Origin of the sequence: Methylophilus sp. (genome assembly GCF_008015755.1) — a bacterium.
Classification (GTDB): Bacteria; Pseudomonadota; Gammaproteobacteria; order Burkholderiales; family Methylophilaceae; genus Methylophilus.
Window position 1 is genome coordinate 1 of the sequence record NZ_SSGF01000032.1, and the last position, 20,002, is coordinate 20,002.

Annotated in this window: 19 protein-coding genes and 1 tRNA gene; 10 read left to right on the plus strand and 10 right to left on the minus strand. The window is 52.7% G+C overall.

All coding sequences use genetic code 11. The annotated features are described in order from the left end of the window. Nucleotides 1–665 (plus strand): sigma 54-interacting transcriptional regulator (locus E6Q52_RS11825; protein ID WP_292822279.1); only part of this gene is annotated, 665 nt, incomplete at its 5' end. A 27-nt stretch (nt 666–692) separates the two neighbouring features. Here E6Q52_RS11825 and E6Q52_RS11830 read toward each other — a convergent pair. Together E6Q52_RS11830 and E6Q52_RS11835 are read right to left on the minus strand one after the other, a co-directional pair. Then, nucleotides 693–1,463 (minus strand): class III extradiol ring-cleavage dioxygenase, encoded by a 771-nt coding sequence (locus E6Q52_RS11830; protein ID WP_292822281.1) that lies wholly within the window; start codon nt 1,461–1,463, stop codon nt 693–695. A 20-nt stretch (nt 1,464–1,483) separates the two neighbouring features. After that, the gene (locus E6Q52_RS11835) at nt 1,484–1,876 is read right to left on the minus strand and encodes a DoxX family protein (RefSeq protein ID WP_292822283.1); all 393 of its coding nucleotides are present in this window, start codon (nt 1,874–1,876) and stop codon (nt 1,484–1,486) included. Nucleotides 1,877–2,049: 173 nt separating this feature from the next. Here E6Q52_RS11835 and E6Q52_RS11840 point away from each other — a divergent pair, with 173 nt between their 5' ends. Beyond that, nucleotides 2,050–2,931 carry a LysR family transcriptional regulator gene (locus tag E6Q52_RS11840; protein WP_292822285.1) on the plus strand — a complete coding sequence of 294 codons (882 nt, stop codon included), beginning with the start codon at nt 2,050–2,052 and terminating at the stop codon, nt 2,929–2,931. An 8-nt stretch (nt 2,932–2,939) separates the two neighbouring features. Here E6Q52_RS11840 and E6Q52_RS11845 read toward each other — a convergent pair whose 3' ends face one another. Beyond that, the gene (locus E6Q52_RS11845) at nt 2,940–3,344 is read right to left on the minus strand and encodes a DoxX family protein (RefSeq protein ID WP_292822287.1); all 405 of its coding nucleotides are present in this window, start codon (nt 3,342–3,344) and stop codon (nt 2,940–2,942) included. A gap of 212 nt (nt 3,345–3,556) precedes the next feature. On the opposite strand from E6Q52_RS11845, the gene E6Q52_RS11850 reads away from it, so the two are divergent. From E6Q52_RS11850 to E6Q52_RS11880, 7 genes are all read left to right on the plus strand, one after another. Further along, complete coding sequence (locus E6Q52_RS11850; protein ID WP_292822289.1) at nt 3,557–4,195, plus strand: TetR/AcrR family transcriptional regulator; 639 nt, start codon at nt 3,557–3,559, stop codon at nt 4,193–4,195. Next, nucleotides 4,188–5,270, plus strand: coding sequence for an efflux RND transporter periplasmic adaptor subunit (locus E6Q52_RS11855; protein WP_292822291.1), 1,083 nt, complete (start codon nt 4,188–4,190; stop codon nt 5,268–5,270). The genes E6Q52_RS11850 and E6Q52_RS11855 overlap by 8 nt, the downstream gene beginning before the upstream one ends. Beyond that, nucleotides 5,270–8,422: an efflux RND transporter permease subunit gene (locus E6Q52_RS11860; protein ID WP_292822293.1), complete on the plus strand. Its 3,153-nt coding sequence runs from the start codon at nt 5,270–5,272 to the stop codon at nt 8,420–8,422. Before E6Q52_RS11855 ends, E6Q52_RS11860 begins: the two co-directional genes overlap by 1 nt. Nucleotides 8,423–8,603: 181 nt before the next feature. After that, the gene (locus E6Q52_RS11865; protein WP_292822295.1) at nt 8,604–9,260 is read left to right on the plus strand and encodes a protein-L-isoaspartate O-methyltransferase; all 657 of its coding nucleotides are present in this window, start codon (nt 8,604–8,606) and stop codon (nt 9,258–9,260) included. 12 nt (nt 9,261–9,272) lie between these two features. Then, nucleotides 9,273–10,619: a TolC family outer membrane protein gene (locus E6Q52_RS11870; protein WP_292822297.1), complete on the plus strand. Its 1,347-nt coding sequence runs from the start codon at nt 9,273–9,275 to the stop codon at nt 10,617–10,619. 4 nt (nt 10,620–10,623) lie between these two features. Beyond that, nucleotides 10,624–11,178, plus strand: coding sequence for an isochorismatase family protein (locus E6Q52_RS11875; protein WP_292822299.1), 555 nt, complete (start codon nt 10,624–10,626; stop codon nt 11,176–11,178). Nucleotides 11,179–11,195: 17 nt separating this feature from the next. Further along, a complete protein-coding gene (locus E6Q52_RS11880) occupies nt 11,196–11,534 on the plus strand; it encodes a tRNA-binding protein (protein WP_292822300.1) in 339 nt (112 codons plus the stop codon). 22 nt (nt 11,535–11,556) lie between these two features. Here E6Q52_RS11880 and E6Q52_RS11885 read toward each other — a convergent pair whose 3' ends face one another. The 7 genes from E6Q52_RS11885 to E6Q52_RS11915 all read right to left on the minus strand — a co-directional run bounded on the left by E6Q52_RS11885 (nt 11,557) and on the right by E6Q52_RS11915 (nt 19,584). After that, nucleotides 11,557–12,945, minus strand: a complete 1,389-nt coding sequence (locus E6Q52_RS11885) for a DUF2130 domain-containing protein (RefSeq protein WP_292822302.1) — start codon at nt 12,943–12,945, stop codon at nt 11,557–11,559. A gap of 13 nt (nt 12,946–12,958) precedes the next feature. Further along, on the minus strand, nt 12,959–13,099 hold the full coding sequence (locus E6Q52_RS11890; protein WP_292822304.1) for a hypothetical protein: 141 nt from the start codon (nt 13,097–13,099) through the stop codon (nt 12,959–12,961). A gap of 74 nt (nt 13,100–13,173) precedes the next feature. Continuing rightward, nucleotides 13,174–13,578 carry a nickel-responsive transcriptional regulator NikR gene (gene nikR, locus E6Q52_RS11895; RefSeq protein ID WP_292822306.1) on the minus strand — a complete coding sequence of 135 codons (405 nt, stop codon included), beginning with the start codon at nt 13,576–13,578 and terminating at the stop codon, nt 13,174–13,176. 91 nt (nt 13,579–13,669) lie between these two features. Beyond that, nucleotides 13,670–15,685, minus strand: coding sequence for a TonB-dependent receptor (locus tag E6Q52_RS11900; protein WP_292822308.1), 2,016 nt, complete (start codon nt 15,683–15,685; stop codon nt 13,670–13,672). A gap of 182 nt (nt 15,686–15,867) precedes the next feature. After that, a complete protein-coding gene (gene pnp, locus E6Q52_RS11905; RefSeq protein ID WP_292822310.1) occupies nt 15,868–17,988 on the minus strand; it encodes a polyribonucleotide nucleotidyltransferase in 2,121 nt (706 codons plus the stop codon). Nucleotides 17,989–18,257: 269 nt separating this feature from the next. Next, the gene (rpsO, locus tag E6Q52_RS11910) at nt 18,258–18,527 is read right to left on the minus strand and encodes a 30S ribosomal protein S15 (protein WP_019883778.1); all 270 of its coding nucleotides are present in this window, start codon (nt 18,525–18,527) and stop codon (nt 18,258–18,260) included. A 166-nt stretch (nt 18,528–18,693) separates the two neighbouring features. Continuing rightward, nucleotides 18,694–19,584, minus strand: a complete 891-nt coding sequence (locus E6Q52_RS11915; RefSeq protein ID WP_292822312.1) for a PfkB family carbohydrate kinase — start codon at nt 19,582–19,584, stop codon at nt 18,694–18,696. 317 nt (nt 19,585–19,901) lie between these two features. Between E6Q52_RS11915 and E6Q52_RS11920 the strand changes: the two genes are divergently transcribed. Further along, nucleotides 19,902–19,977 (plus strand) — tRNA-Phe (locus E6Q52_RS11920). The last annotated feature ends 25 nt before the right edge of the window (nt 19,978–20,002 follow it).

Below are 20,002 nucleotides of genomic sequence, written 5' to 3' on the forward strand. Positions count from 1 at the left end.
AGTTTGAACTGGCCAATGGCGGCACGCTGTTTCTGGACGAAATCACAGAAATGCCTATTCAATTACAGTCTAAGTTATTGCGCGTGCTGCAGGAAAACATCGTTGAAAAGCTGGGTGGCAACCGGCAAATTGCACTGGATGTGCGTGTGGTGGCAGCAACCAATCGCGACCCCCTACAAGCAGTCAAAGAAGGCAAATTGCGTGAGGATGTCTACTATCGGCTGAATGTGATACAGCTAGCAGTGCCACCATTGCGTGAGCGTGGCGAGGATGTGGGGTTGCTGGCGGACTATTTTCTGCATAAACGCCAGGGCAAGCTGAGTGAAAGTGCGCGCTTATGTTTGCAGCAATATCGCTGGCCTGGCAATGTGCGCGAACTGGAGAACATACTGGAACGCGCCGCCATTCTGGCCGGGAGCCAGACCATACAGCCACAACACCTGCCTGCCGATATTGCACAACCAATGGCGGTGGCCACCGAAGCCAGCAGCGCAGCCTCGGACAGCAACGATCTGTCTATTCCTCACGCGACCGAAATCATAGAGCGCCGCCTGATTTTGCAGGCGCTAGACCATTGCCAGGGCAACAAAACCAAGGCAGCCAAGCTGCTTGAAATCAGTGAGCGCTCACTTTGGAACAAACTGAATCAATACGGTCTGCGCTAACGCCTCATTGACGGCGAGTGCGTCAGCTTATTCAGCCCACAGGTAAGCATCCATCGCTAAAATGCCGTAAGTGTTTTCTGGCGTAAACCGCTTCACCTCGCCTTGCGCACTGCCCGCCGCGACAAACAACGGCATTAAATGATCCTCACTCGGATGCGCCTGCACCCCTTGCGGACACTCCACGCGGTAATTAAGCAGGCGTTGCCATTGCTGCTGCATGATGCGTTCAGCCATCCAGTCGGCAAACGGCAGCACATACGGCAATGGCGCAGCATCGCGGTCCGCGCTAAAAAAGTCTGACAAGTTATGCGTGATGGCGCCTGAGGCCAAAATTAACACATTCTGCTGATGCAAACCTTGCAGCGCACGCCCCAGCGCAAACTGCTCAGCGGGCGTCGCACGGCTTTGAATCGACAACTGCGTCACCGGAATATCTGCCTCAGGATACATCAGCATCAACGGCACCCATGCCCCATGATCCAGCCCGCGCTGGTCATGCGCTTGCGCAGCGATGTCATGCGCCTGCAGCAATGCCAGCACCTGTTGCGCTAGCGCCGGTGCGCCCGGTGCCGGATATTGCTTCGCATACAAGGCGGGCGGAAACCCGGCAAAGTCATGGATGGTTTCCGGCTGCGCGGCCAGGCTGACGGTGGCCACACGCGTATCCCAATGCGCAGACACCACCAGGATGGCATCCGGCCTTGGTACGCTAGCGGCAATCTCTGCCAACAACTGGCCGGTGTGACCCGGCTCAATGGCCAGCATGGGCGCACCATGGGAGACAAATAAGGTCGTCATCGCGCGGTATTCCGTCTATCTTATGAACGGCGACGGTTATCCAAGCTAAACGCGCCCGCGCCAAACGCCACCACCATCAGCAAGCCACCAACAATGGTCAGGTTTTTCAGGAACATAATCTGTTGCATCTGATCTGCCAGGTTATTGTGAAACATAAACGCGGTTGCCACGGTAAACACGGCAATCCCGGCGGCGGCCAAACGGGTTTTGTAACCCACCAGCAAGGCAATACCAAGTACTAACTCGACAAACAAGGCAATCGCATAAGCGACCTCAGGCAGTGGCGCCCCCACGCTCTGAATATAACCAATCGTGCCCGCCGGATTCGCCGCCTTGCTCAAGCCGCTGATAATAAAAATCTGTGATAACAAAATACGACCAGCCACACTGGCTGCGGATTGGATTGCGTTCATGTTGTGCTCCTTTGTGTTGTATGTACGATGTGTTCATCAGCCGGACATCGCACGCTTCCCTGAGAAAATGGTGACTAGATTGGTTTAGCTGATGAATGGCATTGTATTCCTGAAACAAAAAAATGATAATCCCATGCATATTTGTAAAACTGTCCCATATGGGTTGACAATCAATGGCCTCATTAGAAGAAATGCATTTTTTTGTTGAAGTGGTCAAACAAGGCAATTTCACCAGCGCAGCACAGGCACTAGGCATCTCCAAACAACTGGTCAGCCGCCGCATCATCGCGCTGGAGGCCAGGCTGGGCGTGCGACTGCTGCTGCGCACGACGCGTAAACTGTCGCCAACAGAAACCGGCAAAGTGTTTTTTCAGCGCGCGCAACACATTTTGCAAGCGATCCATGATGCTGAATTAGAGGTGAGCAATCGCTCGGATGCGCTACGTGGCATGCTCAAGATTTCGGTGCCGCTGTCTTATGCACACTTGCGGCTGGCGCCTGCGCTCACCGCTTTTATGCAACAGCATCCCTTGGTCGATGTCTGGCTGGATGCAGATAACCGGCATGTGGATATGATTAGCGAAGGCTATGACATGGTGATACGGGTGACCGATCAACCCGAAGACGGCATGGTGGCGCGCAAGCTCGAAGACGCGGCAATGCGTTATTGTTGCAGCCCGGACTACATTGCGCGCCATGGCGTGCCCGCCTCGCCACAAGCGCTGTCCAAGCATACCTGCTTAACGCATAGAGCCAGTGAGTGGCTGTTCAGCGAACATGAACAGATATACCGCATCCCGATTCATGCGCGCTTAAAATCCAACCACGGTGAGGTCTTGCGCGATGCCGCCGTGGCCGGGTTGGGCATTACCGGCTTACCGGCTTTTTATGTGCTAGAAGATTTGCAACATGGCAGACTGGTCGAGGTGCTGGCGGACTATCGCATGCAGCAAGCAGGCATTTATGCCATGTATCCTTACCACAAGCAGGTCTCAGCCAACGCGCTGGCCTTGATTGAGCACTTGCGGCAGTGGTTTCAACCCGCGGCCGCTTAAGCGGAGGCCTACTCCATGAGTGTGACGTGTTTGCCGCGGTCGATACTGTAGCCGCCCGGGCCAAACGCAATAATCACTAACAGGCCACCAATAATAGTGATATTTTTAAGAAACATAATCACCTGCATCGGATCCGCCATATTGCTGTGAAACATCAAGGCAGTGACAAAAGTGAACACAGCAATGCCCGCCGCGGCCAATTGCGCTTTAAAGCCGACCAACAAGGCAATGCCGAGACCGAGCTCAACCACCAACGCCACCACATACGCCACTTGCGGCAAAGGTAAATGTGCACTTTCAATATAGGCAATGGTGCCTGCCGGGTCCATGATTTTAGCGATGCCGCTAATGATAAAAATCAAAGACAACAACACACGCCCCAAAAAACTGACCCAACGCTGCCGTACATTCATACTGATCGCTCCTTGTTATGATTGACCCTATGCTGCATCACTCTCTGCCACGCAGACATCGGTCGGATGTATGCCGGTTTAGTCCCTACCAGCTAAATGTGTATCACATTTGTTACTCTGCACCATTCTCGACAGAAACACCAGTACGATTTGACATTTAAAAATAACAATGTTAAGTTAACGACGTTATATTAAATAAGCCACTGATTTGCATGCCACCCAAGGTTAAAACCAGCGCAGAAAAACAGGTTGTCCGCACCGCCATCATGGATGCGGCGCGCGAACTGTTTATTCACCAGGGCGTAGAAGCGGTGACCATGCGCGCCGTAGCGCAGCAGGTCGGCTACTCGGCCACCAGCCTCTATCTGTACTTTAGCGACAAAGACCAGTTATTAAGAGCGGTGGTAGACGCAGATGTGATCAAACTGGCACAATCCTTAAAATCGACCCTCAGCATCAGCGATCCGTTACAGCGCTTTTTGCAATTTGGGCAACATTATGTGCAATTCGGGCTCACCAACCCCAACCATTACCGCATGATGTTTATGACCCAGCATCTGCCCTGCGACCCGGCGTTTTCGAGCATTGAGCAAAACAACCCCGAGCAGGATGCTTATTCGCAACTGATAGACGTGGTCACCAGCGCCTGGCATGCGGGCGTATTTAAACCGACACTGACTGACCCGGTGCTGATTGCACAAACCGTTTGGGCGGCCATGCATGGCCTGTGTGCACTACAAATCAACCTGGCAGATGACGCCTGGATTAACTGGCGCCCGCTAGAGGCGCGCGTGCAGGCGATGGTCAGCATGTGCATGCATGGACTAATGAAAGAAACGACACATGAATAAGCCGTTGATGATGACTAGCCTCTGCCTAGCCCTGCTTGCCAGCGCCTGCCAGCAGCAAACCGAAGAGGCCGCTGCACCGCGTCCGGTATGGGTGATGACCATAGGCAGCGCCAGCCATCAGGCCAGCGCCAGCTATACCGGTGAAGTCAAAACACGTTATGAATCGAATATCGGCTTTCGCATCGCAGGCAAAATCATTTCACGCGCAGTCAACGTCGGTGAGACCGTCAAAAAAGGCCAGCTAATCGCTCAACTCGACCCTAACGACAGCCGCCTGAATGCACAAGCGGCCGACGCAGAAGTACAAACTGCACAAGCCAACCTGGCATTGGCGCAGGCAGAGCTGGCGCGCCGCCAGCAGTTATATAGCCAAAAATTTATTTCAAAATCTGCGCTGGACAGCTACGAAACACAAGCCAAAACCGCCCAGGCGCGTCTGGCGCAAACCAGATCACAAGCGGCCGTCAGCCAGCACCAGACCGGCTATACGCAACTCGTGGCCGACCGCGCCGGTGTGATTGGCATGATCCAGGCCGAGCCAGGCCAGGTGGTTGCCGCCGGACAAAGCATTGCGCAAATTTATGACTTACAAACGCTGGAAGTGATGATTGCAGTGCCAGAAACATTGATAGACAGTCTGCATGTGGGTGACGCCACCCAGGTCAGTTTGGGCGACATGCCACAACGCTACCAGGGGCGGATTCGTGAAATTTCTCCGGCGGCCAATAGCCAAACCCACGCCTTTGACCTGCGCATTCAACTACTCAATGCCGACCAGCGCATCAAGCTTGGCATGACAGCACAAGTGAGTTTTGCGCCCGCCACCACAGCCCCCACCATCATCGTGCCTTCCACTGCCGTCACCCGCCATGGCGAACAAGCCGGTGTATGGGTGATTGACGCCAAGCATCAGGCCCATTTGCGCCAGGTGACAACAGGCGCACTCACTGAAAATGGCATCGAGATCACCAGCGGCCTGCAGGCGCAGGAAACCATCGCCACCATCGGCATCCATACGCTGACCGAAGGCATGCAGGTACAAGCGGTGACGCCAAGCCGCGAGGTGCTGCGCTAATGAGCACGCCACATCATCCTGACCAGGCGCACGCCACGCAAGGCTTTAACCTGTCGACCTGGGCACTTAAAAACCAGGCACTGGTGCTGTACTTTATTGTGCTGACCTTGCTAGGCGGATGCTTCGCCTACACGCATCTGGGCCAATCCGAAGACCCACCATTTACCTTTAAAGTGATGCTGGTGCGCAGCAGTTGGCCTGGCGCCTCGGCGCAAGAAGTCGAGCAGCAAGTCACCGACAAAATCGAGAAAAAGCTGCAAGAAATTCCGTCTATCGACTACACCAGCAGCTATTCCCGCCCCGGCGAATCGGTGGTATTTATCGTCATTCGCGATAACACCTTTTCGGAGAAAATCCCCGAGCTGTGGTATCAGGTGCGCAAAAAAATCGGCGATATCCGCCATACGTTTCCTAGCGATTTGCAAAGCCTGACTTTTAATGACGAGTTTAGCGATGTTTACGGCACCATGTATGCCATCACCGCCGATGGCCTGACGCCACAACAATTAAAAAGACAGGCCGAGTGGGTGCGTGCGCGCCTGCTCAAATTGGCCGATGTGGAAAAAGTCGATTTGTTTGGCGAGCAGCCACAAAAAATCATTATCGAGATTTCTAACCAGAAACTCACCTCCCTTGGCATCAGCCCGGCACAGTTAGCGCAACTGCTGCAACAGCAAAACGCCATTGTCGGCGCGGGCACGTTTGACCAAGGCCCGGAAAGAATCCGGCTGGATGTGAGTGGTCGCTTACAAACGCTGCAAGACCTGCGCGAGTTCCCGATTCGCGCGGGCAACCAGAACCTGACGCTGGGTGACATCGCCACCATCAAACATGGCTACGCCAACCCACCCGCGCAGCGCATCCACTTTAACGGTACCTCGGCCTTGCTGATTGGCGTCAGCATGCAACAAGGCGGTGACGTGATCGCGCTGGGCAAAGCCATGCAAGACACCATCACCAGCGTACAAAAACAGTTACCGGTCGGCGTGCAACTGCACCTGGTCACCTCACAACCAGATATCGTGCAACACTCGGTGCATGACTTTGTGCGCTCGCTGAGCGAGGCGCTGATTATTGTGCTGGCCGTCAGCTTGCTCTCACTGGGCTGGCGCACCGGCATAGTGGTGGCGGTGGCGATTCCCATCGTGCTGGCGGGCACCTTTCTAGTCATGGACTGGCTGGATATTGGTTTACACAAAATCTCACTCGGCGCGCTGATTCTGGCCCTCGGCCTGCTGGTCGATGACGCGATTATCGCGGTGGAAATGATGGCTGCCAAAATGGAGCAAGGCTGGGAGCGCATGCAAGCAGCCTCGTTCGCCTACACCTCCACCGCCATGCCCATGCTCACCGGCACCCTGGTCACCGTAGCGGGGTTCTTGCCGATCGCCACCGCCGTGTCGTCCACCGGCGAATACACACGGTCAATTTTTCAAGTCTCGGCCATTGCGCTCACCTTGTCATGGATAGCCGCGGTGATTGTGATCCCTTTTCTGGGCTACCACTTACTCCCCAATGCCAGCCACCAGGGCGAAGCAGGCACAAATAGCGAAGCAAGCGCTCACAACGATGCTGCGCTTTATCAAACCAGGTTTTACCTGCGGCTGCATAACCTCATCAGTTGGTGCGTGCAACACAAAGGCAGCGTGATTCTGGCGACGATTGCCCTCTTTGTGGTGGCCATGCTCAGTTTTGGCAAAGTACAGCAACAGTTTTTCCCTGACTCGACGCGTCTCGAAGTGGTGGTCGACTTACGCCAGGCCGAAAATGCCAGCGACCAGTCTACCGATGTTGCCGTCAGCCAGCTCGAACAGTGGCTGACCACCTGGCAAAAAACACATGGCAAATTACAAAATGTAGTGTCTTACGTCGGCTCTGGCGCACCGCGCTATTACCTGCCGCTTGACGTACAGTTGCCACACCGCGCCTTTGCTCAACTGGTGATATTAACCAACAGCCTGGAGCAGCGCGAAGCCCTGCGCAACGACCTGCTGACGCTGTTTGAACACGACTTTCCGCAATTGCGCGCCTCGGTGTTACGCCTGGAAAACGGGCCGCCGGTAGGGTTCCCGGTGCAGTTCCGGGTCGACGGGCAAGATTTACAGGCGATTAGACACGTCGCACACCAAATTGCAGAGGCCATGCGCGCTAACCCGCACCTGCGCAACGTGCAACTGGGCTGGGAAGAACCGAGCAAAGTCATTCATGTTGATGTTGATCAGCACAAAGCCAGGTTACTGGGCGTCAGCTCCACCGATATTGCGCAACTGCTCAACACGCAATACTTCGAGCAGGTGGTCAGCGAGTTTAGAGAAGGCAATGAACGCATAGACCTGGTCATGCGTAGCAGCCAAGCGCAGCACGCCCAATTATCACAACTGGCGCAACTCACGGTGTTAAGCCAGCGCGGCGAGCGCGTGCCGCTGGCACAAGTGGCCAATATCCATCACGGCTTTGAAGAAGGCGTGATCTGGCGACGTAACCGTGTGCCTTCGCTCACGGTGCGGGCGCATTTACGCGGTAATATGCAGGCACCCGTGGTGTCGGCGCAAATTCAGCAGGCCATAGAGCCGATTCTGCAACACCTGCCTGCAGGCGTCACGGTAGAAACCGGCGGCGCGATTGAAGAGGCGGCCAAGGGCGCCACATCCGTGGCGAAAGGCGCGCCGCTGTTCTTAGCTGTGGTATTCACGCTGCTCATGTTGCAACTGCGCAGTATTTCTAACGTGATTCTGGTGGTACTCACCGCCCCGCTAGGGATGATAGGCATTACCTTTGCACTGCTCATTTTCAACATGCCGTTCGGCTTTGTCGCCATGCTGGGCAGCATTGCGCTCTCCGGCATGATCATGCGTAACTCGGTGATTCTGGTCGACCAGATCAAGCAGGATATTGCTGAAGGCGCCTCGCTGGAACAAGCCGTGGTGCAATCAGCCGTGCGCCGCTTCCGGCCGATTGTGCTCACTGCCGCCGCCGCGATTCTGGCCATGATCCCGCTTACGCGCAGTGTGTTCTTCGGCCCGATGGCCGTGGCGATTATGGGCGGGCTGGCCGTGGCCACCGTGCTCACCATTTTGTTTGTGCCTGCCTTGTATACATTCTGGGCCGGATTCACGGCAAGCGCCATGCAATCACGGCGCAATAAACGCTAGGGCATGTTGATCAATTCAAGTGGCTAAGCCAGACCAGGCGCGATTAAAAAATGATGACGCCGCATATGGCTTATATGTCAGGAAGCATTTTTTATGAGCAACGCAGTATCGCGACACAAATTACATTTATAGAAGTGCCCTATAATACGGCTTATCAACAATCGATATTGGGATTCAAGACATGACAGATCAGGCAACCGCACGTTTTAACATGATTGAGCAACAGATTCGTACCTGGGAGGTGCTCGACCCGCAAGTATTGGCGACGCTGAACAATATGCCGCGCGAAGCCTTTGTGCCCGAGGCCTATCGCGGCCTGGCATTTGCCGATATTGAGGTGCCATTGGCGCATGGCCAGCAAATGCTGAGCCCTAAAGTTGAGGGGCGTTTTTTACAAGCGCTGCAACTGCAAGCCAAAGACAAAGTGTTATTGATAGGCGCGGGCAGTGGCTATCTGGCAGCCCTCATGGCGCAACACTGCGCGCAAGTCACCGCGCTGGAAATCTTCCCAGAGCTGTGTGCAAAAGCCACGCAATCACTGACCAAACAAGGCATTCAGAATGTGCAAGTGCTTGAGCTAGACGGCCACAACGGTTACGAATCGCAAGCCCCTTACGATGCGATTGTGTTTACTGCCTCCAGCCCGGTAGAACCTGAAGGTGTGCGCTACCAGCTCAGCATTGGCGGCCGGTTGCTCATCGTGTTGGGCCAAGCCCCGGTGATGCAAGCCACCCTGATTCAACGCCTAGCCGAGCATAGCTATAAGCAAGATGTGCTGTTTGAAACCAGCCTGGCAGAAATGCAACATGCGCCGCAAGCGCAAGCGTTCTCATTTTAAAAAGCAACCGTTATGTCACTCACCACTTTGTCCCGGTTATTAATGCTTGTGAGCAGCCTATGGCTGCCAGCGCAGACATCGGCCGCAGGACAAAGTCTGGTCGACATTTACCAGGAAGCCAAAGCCAACGACCCGGTGCTGGCTTCGGCAGGCAGCGCCAATCAGGCCGCACAAGAAATCATTGAGCAGGCCAAGGCAGGTTACCGCCCTTCTGTAAACTTTACCGCAGGCGCCAACGCCAATCGCACCGATTTAAAAATTGTTGGTAGCCAGGCGCCGTTCCCGGGCGGGCGCAATAACTATGAAGGCTACCAGGCGCAGCTACAAGCCAGGCAACCGATCTTTCGCAAAGAAAATCTGGAGCGCATTGACCAGAGCAAAGTGCAAGTCAGCATTGCCGACAAGCAATATCACCTGGCGCAACAAAACCTGATGTTACGCACCACCCAGGCCTATTTTGAGGTGTTGCTGGCACAAGACCGCATCACGCTGATGGCCGCGCAAAAAGCGGCTATTCAACGCCAGTTGCAACAGGCCAAGGCCAACTTTGATGTAGGCACCGCCACCATCACCGACGTCAACGAAGCGCAAGCGCGGGATGACCTCATCGAGGCCCAAACCTTATCGGCTGTGAATGACATGGAAATCGCCAAACGCAGCCTGCAGGCGATTACTGGCAAATTGCCCGAACAACTGGCCAATGTACGCGACGATATTCAGATCGCGCCGAGCCTGAAACCCATGCAGGAATGGCAAGACGTGACCAATGCCAGCAACCTGACACTCCAGATTCAGCAAGAAACGGTGCAGGTGAATGAAAAGGATATTGAAATCGCGCGGGCCGGGCATTACCCAACGGTGGATGCCGTAGCGAACTATCAGGATAGTTACGCCAACGGCGGCCAGTATGGGTTTGGCGCCGATCTGAAAAGTGCCAGCATAGGCGTGGAAGTTTCCGTGCCACTCTACCAAGGGGGCGCAGTCAACTCGCGCGTGCGCCAGGCTGCTTATAACCGGCAAAAAGCGCTAGATGACCTGCAAAACACCATGCGCCAGACTTCTCTAGAAACACAACGCGCCTACCTCAACCTGAGCACCAGCATTGCACAGGTCAAAGCCTTGGAACAAGCGCTCAAAAGCAGCCAAAGCCAGCTCGACTCCACCAAATTGGGCTACGAAGTCGGCATACGTACCAGCGTCGACGTGCTCAATGCGCAACAACAGTACTACAGCGCCAACCGCGATTTATTGCAGGCGCGCTATAACTACCTGGTCAATATCATCCGCCTCAAAACCGCGAGCGGCATCGTCTCCGAAGCCGACTTACAAGACATAGACCAGCAACTCGCCAAAAGATAAGCCCATGAAATCTGCGATTGCCAGCACAGATGCCGTTTGGATGTTGATCGACGTACAAACGCGCCTGTGTTCCGTGATGCCAGAAGCCGCCATGGCAACGGTCATCAATAATATTCAGCGCCTGCTGCAAGGGGCGCAGTTACTGAATATTCCACTATGGGTCACCGAACAATACCCGGAAAAACTAGGCGAGACGTTGCCAGCGCTGCAAGCCCTGCTACCCGAATACACCCCACGCACCGCCAAACTCGCCTTCTCCGCCTGGCATGAACCTGCCTTGCAAGAATCCTCCATCAGCGTCGCGCCGCAAGTCGTACTATTTGGCCTAGAGACACATATCTGCGTACTGCAAACCGCCCTGGATGCACTCGCTGCGGACAAACAGGTGTTTATCGTTGAAGACGCCGTGATTTCACGCAGTGAAGCCAACCGCCAAAACGCGATTGAACGCCTGAGCGCGGCAGGCTGCATCATCACCAATACCGAATCCATGCTGTTTGAACCGATGCAAGGTGCGACACATGCGCAGTTCAAGGCGATTTCGGCGCTGATTCGTTAATACTGCCGGTACGCCCCGTGAATCAAATCGAATGGAACGACTTTACCAAAGTGGAGTTACGCATTGGGCGCGTGATTGCAGCCGAAGTATTTGCCGAGGCTCGCAAACCGGCTTACAAACTGCAGATCGACTTTGGCCCAGAGATCGGCGTGCGTAAATCAAGCGCCCAGATCACCGCTCTTTACACACCAGAAAGCCTGATCGGCAAACAAGTGGTCGCCGTAGTGAATTTTCCGCCCAAACAAATCGGACCGTTGATGTCAGAATGCCTGGTGACTGGCTTTCATGATGCGGATGGAAGAGTGGCCTTGTGTGTACCGGAACATGAGGTGCCGCTTGGAACAAAACTGCTATAAGCAGTACCTATAAAACCATTCGTTATCGCTTTAACTCGTCAAATTTTTCAGCCATTGTCGGATTACCTTTAGTCAGCTTCTTAATGGTCACATCTTGAGCTTTGTCATTAGCTAAACGTAGGTTGCGGCTAGTACTGAGCAATGCATCTTTGGTTTTTTGGAGATGATCGATAGATTTATCAATCTCATCAATTGCTTTTTGAAAGTGATTCGAGGCGAGTTCATAGTTACGAGAAAACGCGGTTTTAAATGACTCTAGCTCAGTCTCAAAATTGGTGATATCTATATTTTGTGCTCTGACGGTCGCCAATTCAGTTTTATATTTCATTGAATTTAATGCGGCATTACGCAACAGCGTAATCATCGGGATAAAAAACTGCGGGCGTACCACATACATTTTAGGGTAGCGGTGGAACATATCGACGATGCCAGTGTTATAAAGCTCGCTCTCAGGCTCCAACAGTGAAACCAGCACGGCATACTCGCAACCCTTCTCGTTACGGTCTTTATCCAGCTCTTTTAAAAAGTCTTCGTTTTTGCTTTTTGTAGCAGTAGTATCACTCTCGTTTTTCATCTCGAACATTATCGAGACAATCTCGGTACCACCGTCATCGTGATCTTTAAAGATATAGTCACCTTTGCTAGCGCCTCGAGCATCGTTGTCTTTCTCAAAATAAGCTTTAGGGAAGGCTGTAGCACGGATACGGTTAAACTCTGTTTCGCAATGTTGCTCCAGCGTTTCACCCACCATTTTGGTTGAGAGCTTCGCCTTCAAATCCTTCAATCGCTCAATGGCGTCATCGCGGTCTTTTATTTGCGTTTCGTATTTGTCTTTTAGGGACTTTTCAGCCAACTCTTTTTCAAGAGCGGCACGGACCAAATCGCTTTTGAGTTCATCACGCTCTTTTTCAACCTGGCTCACCGCCTGATTAATCGCCAGTTTCTTTTCAGTTTCAATGGCTTCCAGCTTTGCTTTTAAGCTTTGGATTTCACTGTCTTTGGCTGAGGTTGTTTTTTGAATCTCATTCGTGAGCTTTGCTTCTGCCAAATTAGCCACACTAGCAACTTCTTGTTTTGCCTGAGCAAGCTGGTTCGCCAAAACATCACGTTCTTTTTCAACCATACTTAACGCTTGCGTCACCGCCAATTGCCGAGCAACAGCTTCAGATTCGAGCTTAGTTTTCAGTGATTGAATCTCGCTGTCTTTTGCTGTAGCGGCTTGTTGCAATTCGCTAGTGACTTTGGTCGTGGCCAATTCAATCGCACTTTGTTTTTCCTTTTCAGCCAACTCTAAGCGTTCATGCAACTGATGCTCAAAATCGCTATCGCGCACTTGTTTGAGAATATCAGCGTAACCAGCCTCATCAATTTTGAAGGCCTTGCTACAATGTGGGCAGATGATTTCGTGCATTATTTTGTGATCCTTAAGCAGTTGTAACTACATTTTCTTCATGATTGTTTTCGATACCCATCATCATGTTGTAATGCCCTTGTTGACCAGATTTATTAAAAATTTCCTTAAAAACATCTAGGTAACTTGCATTTGTTTGTTCGCCATAACTCACATATAAATCATTATGAATAGAGTGAGAGCCGTCGTTTACCTTTACAGGCATATTGAACAAGTGGAGTATCTCAATCACCGCGGAATAATATGCACCTTCGCATGCGTCACGCCCGTCTGTGACGAGATCGCATTCACGCACGCTTCCACCTCGGCAATTTTGCCTTTCAATATCACCGTTTCCATACAGTTATCATGATCTAAATGCACATGCTGGGCAGTGATAATCACGTCATGATGGTCGTGTTGTAGTTGATTCACCCGGCTGGCGAGTTGCCGCTCGTGGTGGTCGTAGACGTAGCTGAGTGAGGCGACGCAGTCTGCTTGTTGGTTGTCGGCATTGGCAATCACCGCCTCATCAAGCGCTTTGCGCACGAGGTCACGAAAAGCCTCAGAGCGATTGACATAGGCTTTGACGGCGACCAGTTGGTCAAAGGCATCGGCCAGGTCATCTTCGACCGAAATAGTAATGCGGCGCATACACTCTCTCTACTATGTTTAAGCGTTAAAAAAGCATGCGCCTTATGAAAGACGCATGCTTTTAATATACCGCAATATGGCCTGCTACAGCTTAGAAGTTGTAGGTTAAGGTCAGGCGCGCTGCGCGTGGTTCTACCGGGTGAAAGTGCTTATCTGCTACGGGGGTGGTTTCGCCGCGCAGTTGCGATTTGTAGTAATAGTCGATATCGCTGGCTTTGCAGTTAAACAGATTAAACACATCCAGCGTCATGGTGGTTTTTGGGTTGATGCGGTAGCCAACGCGTGCGTAGGTGAGGAAGGTTGAATTGGAACGCACTGAGTTATCTTCAATCAGTGGTCTTGGCCCGAAATAGCGCAATTGCACACTGCCAAACCAGTTGCCCCAGTTGGTCACGGTGGCACCTAATGAAGCCACTTTATTGATAGCGCCAGGGATATATTGGCCAGCAGGGTCTGTGTGCGTAAAGCGGGCTTTTGAAAGAGCGAGGTCCATATCTAACAGCAACCAGTCGCTCACGACATAGTGGTTGTTCCATTCGACGCCATAACGGCGGCTGGCGCGGCTGGGCTCGGTTTCGCCAGCGTCACCGACAAACACCAGCTCAGAATCAATGTCCAGTTGCCACACAGCGAGCGAGCTTTGTAAGCCTGGAATCCACTCGCTACGCACACCCACCTCACTGCCACGCGTGCCGACCAAGGGCGTGACAGGCGATGCGGGGTTGCCATTGGGCAAACGGGTTTGGGTAGTGCCACGCGCGTCGTTGCTGTGAAACCCTTTGCCGATATTGTAGAAAAACTCGGTGCTGGCCCAAGGCCCAAAGATCACCGACAGTTTGGGCGAGGTGATGCCATCGCTGGTCGTGCCAGAATTACCACTGAGGCTGCTTTTGACGTCAAACTGATAACGGTCGTAGCGTACGCCAGCCAGCGTGCGCAATTTTTCATGCCACCACAGGGTGTTTTCCGCAAACAATCCGGCACTGCTTTCTTCGACCTTGTCAGAACGGATCAGCGACAGGCGTTGCGTCTGCGCGCTGTTGTAGAGCGCGACTGGCGACAACTTGTCGTATCTGGTTTGCAGGCCGAGTTTGCTTTCCATCGTCATCCCGGCGAGCTCGCCCAGCCACGACTTGCTGGCATTCACGCCGAGCATGGTGCGCTTTTCGCTCTGGTTAAACTGGTCGCCATTCACCGGATCGTTGAGAAAATAGGTGAAATTGCTATATAAATCGAGTGCCGAGCGCACCGCATAAGCACTCACCTGCCAGCTACCTTGCTGGTCGCGATGCTGCTTGGCGAACGACACACTATAGCGAGAAGAATCACCACCATCGCTGGGGTCTACCGCGTCAAAGCGCCCCAACTGCCCGCTACGCAGGGCGCGCAACGGAATCTGGTCGGTCGAGTTCCACTGGTTGTGATACGCCATGGCGGTTAACGTCATGCTGTCATGCGCATCGCCTACACTGTAGCGCAATAAGCCATTGTATTTTTTAACGCCTTCGGCCACCTGCCAGGGCCCATCGTAGTGATTCACATCCAGCGCATAGAGCAAATGCCCGTCTGCCACAGCTAGCGAGTTTGCCAGCAATAATCGCTGGTAATCATAACTGCCCACCGTGAGGCTGGCGATACCTTGCGGTAAGCGGTTGACCAGGTGCATACGCGCCACGCCCGCAGACGAAAAATCCCCTTCTTCTGCCGAATATGGCCCTTTTTTATAGTGCAAATGGCTGACCAGCTCGGGGATGAGGAAATTTAAATCGGTATAGCCCTGGCCATGGGCATGGGTGCGCATATTGACCGGCATCTCGTCGATATAAGTGACGAAGTCGGTGCCATGATCAAGGTTAAACCCGCGCAGGTAAAACTGGTTGGCTTTACCGCTGCCGCTATGCTGGGTCACGATCATGCCGGGTACAAATTCAAGAATCTCGCCTGTGCGCGAGATCGGCCGATTTTTAATCAGGCTGGCGTTGACCTTGCCCTCACTGGCCGCGTCCGAGGTACCAACGGCATTATCGTAGTGCGCGCGCACCTCTACCGCTTGCAGGTCTATCGCTTCATTGGCCTGTACGAATGTGCTGGTCAATACGCCAGCCATTAGATAGGACCAGGCGAAATATCGTGTGATTTTTTTATAATTATTCATACGAGGGCATTATGCGGCATCGCACCACATTGGCCTATACGTATATTGACGCAAACATATTCCTGATGGCCGATGTGCATTGAACCCAGGCACAAAAAAGCCCGCTTGCGCGGGCTTTTTGTTTGCTTAACGACTTATTCAGCCGCTGGCGCTTCTTCTCTTGCTGGTGGGTCGATCAGGGCTTTCATGCTCAAGCGCACTTTGCCTTTGTCATCGAGCTCAACCACTTTCACTTTCACAATGTCACCCTCTTTGAGGTAATCACTCACGGCCTTAACGCGCTCGTGGGCGATTTGTGAAATATGTACCAGACCATCTTTACCTGGCATCAAAGTCACGACGGCACCAAAGTCAAGAATCTTGACCACTGGGCCTTCGTAGACCTGACCCACTTCAACTTCAGCGGTGATTTGTGCAATACGACGTTGTGCTTCTGCACCTTCGTCGGCATTGGTACATGCAATTTTCACGGTGCCGTCATCTTCAATGTCGATGCTGGTGTTGGTTTCTTTGGTCAGTGCCTGAATCACGGCGCCGCCCTTACCAATCACGTCACGAATCTTGTCCGGATTGATTTTCATGCTAATGATACGTGGTGCAAACTGTGACATTTCGGTGTTAACACCAGACACAGATTGTTTCATCAGACCCAGAATATGGGTGCGGCCTTCTTTGGCTTGTGCCAGTGCCACTTGCATGATTTGTGCCGTGATACCAGTGATTTTGATGTCCATTTGCAGCGCAGTCACGCCTTTGTCGGTACCGGCCACTTTAAAGTCCATGTCACCCAGGTGGTCTTCGTCACCCAGAATGTCAGTCAGCACAGCCACGCGGTTACCTTCTTTAATCAGGCCCATCGCCACGCCAGCCACGTGTGCAGTCAACGGCACACCAGCGTCCAGCAAGGACAAGCAGCCACCACAGACAGACGCCATGGAGCTAGAACCGTTAGACTCGGTAATCTCTGACACTACACGCATGGTGTAATCAAAATCTTCTTTAGCCGGCAAGACCGCTTTTAACGCGCGCTTAGCCAGATTGCCGTGACCAATTTCACGACGCTTAGGCGTACCCACACGGCCAGTTTCGCCAGTCGCGTACGGAGGCATGTTGTAATGCAACATAAAACGGTCAGAGTATTCACCTGCCAAGGCATCAATGGTTTGCTCATCGCGGCCAGTACCCAAGGTAGCAACCACCAGCGCCTGTGTTTCACCACGGGTGAACAAGGCTGAACCATGGGTGCGTGGCAACACGCCTGTGCGCATCACAATCGGACGCACGGTACGCGTATCGCGACCATCAATCCGTGGCTCGCCGTTCAAGATCTGGCTACGCACTGTTTTCGCTTCCAGCTTAAAGAACTCATCTTTAATCGCGTTAGCTTCTTCTGTTGAAGTTTCTTCAGTGATCAAGGTGCTCATCACGCGTAACTTCACTTCATCCAGCTTGGCAGAGCGCTCACCTTTAGATTTGATTTTAAAGGCAGCATTGATGTCTTCTGCAGCAATCGCGGCTACTTTTTCAATCAAGGCCAAGTCAGGCTCTGGCGCTGTCCAGTCCCAAGCATCTTTGCCTGCTTCGGCAGCCATCTCATTGATCGCGCTAATCACAGGTTGCATTTGCTCGTGACCAAAGACAACCGCACCCAGCATTACTTCTTCAGACAATTCTTTAGCTTCTGATTCCACCATCATCACGGCAGATTCAGTGGCACCGACCACCAGATCCAACGCAGACTCTTTCAATTGCGTTGTGGTTGGGTTCAAGACATATTCACCATTGATATAACCCACGCGTGCAGCACCTAACGGGCCATAGAATGGGATACCAGACAGTGCCAATGCTGCGGAAGCACCGATGACAGCTGGAATATCAGAATCAATTTCAGGGTCAAGTGACAACACAGTGGCGACCACTTGCACTTCATTGTAAAACGCATCTGGAAACAACGGACGCAATGGGCGGTCGATCAAACGTGCAGTCAAGGTTTCTTTTTCTGAAGGACGACCTTCACGTTTAAAGAAACCACCTGGAATGCGGCCTGCCGCATAGGTTTTTTCCTGATAGTCCACCGTCAGTGGAAAGAAGTCCTGGCCTTCTTTGACTGAGCGCTTGGCAGTCACCGCCACCAATACCACGGTGTCACCATAGCTGACAACCACGGCACCATCGGCCTGGCGCGAAATTTCGCCGGTTTCCAGCGTTAAGGTATGCTCACCAAACGGGATGCTTTTTTTAGTAATTTCAAACATATTTTTCCTTTTCTCTACCATGGCTATTCACTACCCAATAGCCAATCTCAACGAAACAATCAATTTAAGTGTGGTGACTTCCATCAACACGCTACATCTGGCAACAGCCGATGCAACGCACTCACAGAAGCCACCGCGGTTGATGATCTGTCCCCCGATCAATGCAACAGATCAGGGATTTTTAAAGCAAAAAAGCCGAGGCAATCACCATGCCATCGGCTTTTATTTCGTTAAAAGTGAACAGTGTTAAGTGTCACACTTTAACCAAATTATTTACGCAGGTTCAAGCGCTCGATCAGCGTTTGATAGCGGCTAACGTCTTTACCTTTGAGGTAGTCCAGCAAACGACGACGCTGGCTAACCATCGCCAACAGACCACGGCGTGAGTGGTTGTCTTTTTTGTTGGATTTGAAGTGCTCAGTCAGGTAAGTGATACGGTTAGTCAACAAAGCCACTTGTACTTCTGGGCTCGCTGTATCACCTTCACTACGTTGGTATTCTTTAATGATTTTTGCGGATTGTTCTGCGGTAACAGCCATCTTTTTTCCTTTGAGTCAGCGTCAATGTCGCGGCAGCCAAGCAACCCATTTGCTCTACCACACCGACATTCAATTTACACGAACCGCGCATTATATCGGCAAGTGCATGCCTTGCATAGACTTTTATCAGATTAAGCATCTGTTTTGATGAATTAATTTGCAGGGATTATAAAAAATCATCATAAAAATCGGCTTGTGCAGGCACCGCACCACGGATGCCGCAAATAGAGGCCGCAAACCAGGCGGCGCGCGTCAGCATGGTTTGCCGTGACCAACCGGCCAGTAAACCGCGAATCACCACTGCAGTATAGGCATCGCCCGCGCCTACGCTGTCGACAAAAGGCACTTGCAACTGCATGGGTGGCGCGCGAAAACCATTGCCATACGCGTCTAGCCAAAAACTGCCCTGCTCGCCACAGGTGACAAACATTTCACTCAAGCCAAAGACCATCAGCAGCTGCCGTGCTGAGTCATTGAGGTCGGCCAGCACCGGCAAGCCTAGCAAGGCACAGACTTCAGGCAACTCTTCATGATTGATTTTCAGAATATCCGCCGCCTGCAATACCAGACGCAGGCTATCGGCGTCATACCAGGGCGCACGCAGGTTAATGTCACAAAATACCGTGCCCGTACACAACTTAAGCCACTGCGCTGCCAGCGCCTGCATGGGCGCATGCCGCAATGCCAGCGAACCGATATAAACCAGTCGTGGCGGATACTGGGTGGTTAAAGCGGCCACCGGCGGCCACTGCATATCATCATAAGCCTGCTGATCCAGAATCTCAAAACGGTGGCCATGCGGCTCCAGATGCACCATCACCTGCCCGGTCGGCAAGTGCTCGGAGTGCTGCACGCCTTCTACTGACAGCCCGCACTGCTGCATCTCGGCGAGAATACGCTCCCCCAGCGCATCGTGACCGACGGCGGTCAACAAATGCACCTGCGCACCAAAGGCATGGCAATGCCTTGCCACGTTATAAGGTGCGCCACCAATGACGGTTTGCTCGGGAAACACATCCCCCAGCACCTCACCCAAAATCATGATGGAATTTGACATCCGCTTTACCTACTTTCAACCTCTAAAGACCATGAATGATCGCGACATACGCGCCACTGACAGACCTGCGCCGTTTGCAGGCCACTGACTTTGTGACTCAGCCAGCCACTGATTGTTTCAACTGACAACAAAACTCAGCAAGTCTATCGCCACTAAAGCCTATCGACACCCAAGTTTAGCGCCAGCGAGCCTATCCACACCGGCCAAAAATCACGCTTGCGCAGCATATCAGGATTTTTTTTATCTTTTGTGTGCATTCTTTGCGTTCTTTGCTATAATGCGCGTCTTGCAATTCGGGACATGCCCAAATTGCTGTTGGCCAGATAGCTCAGTCGGTAGAGCAGAGGATTGAAAATCCTCGTGTCGGCAGTTCGATTCTGCCTCTGGCCACCACTCCCTTCCTTGCCTGTCGGCATGC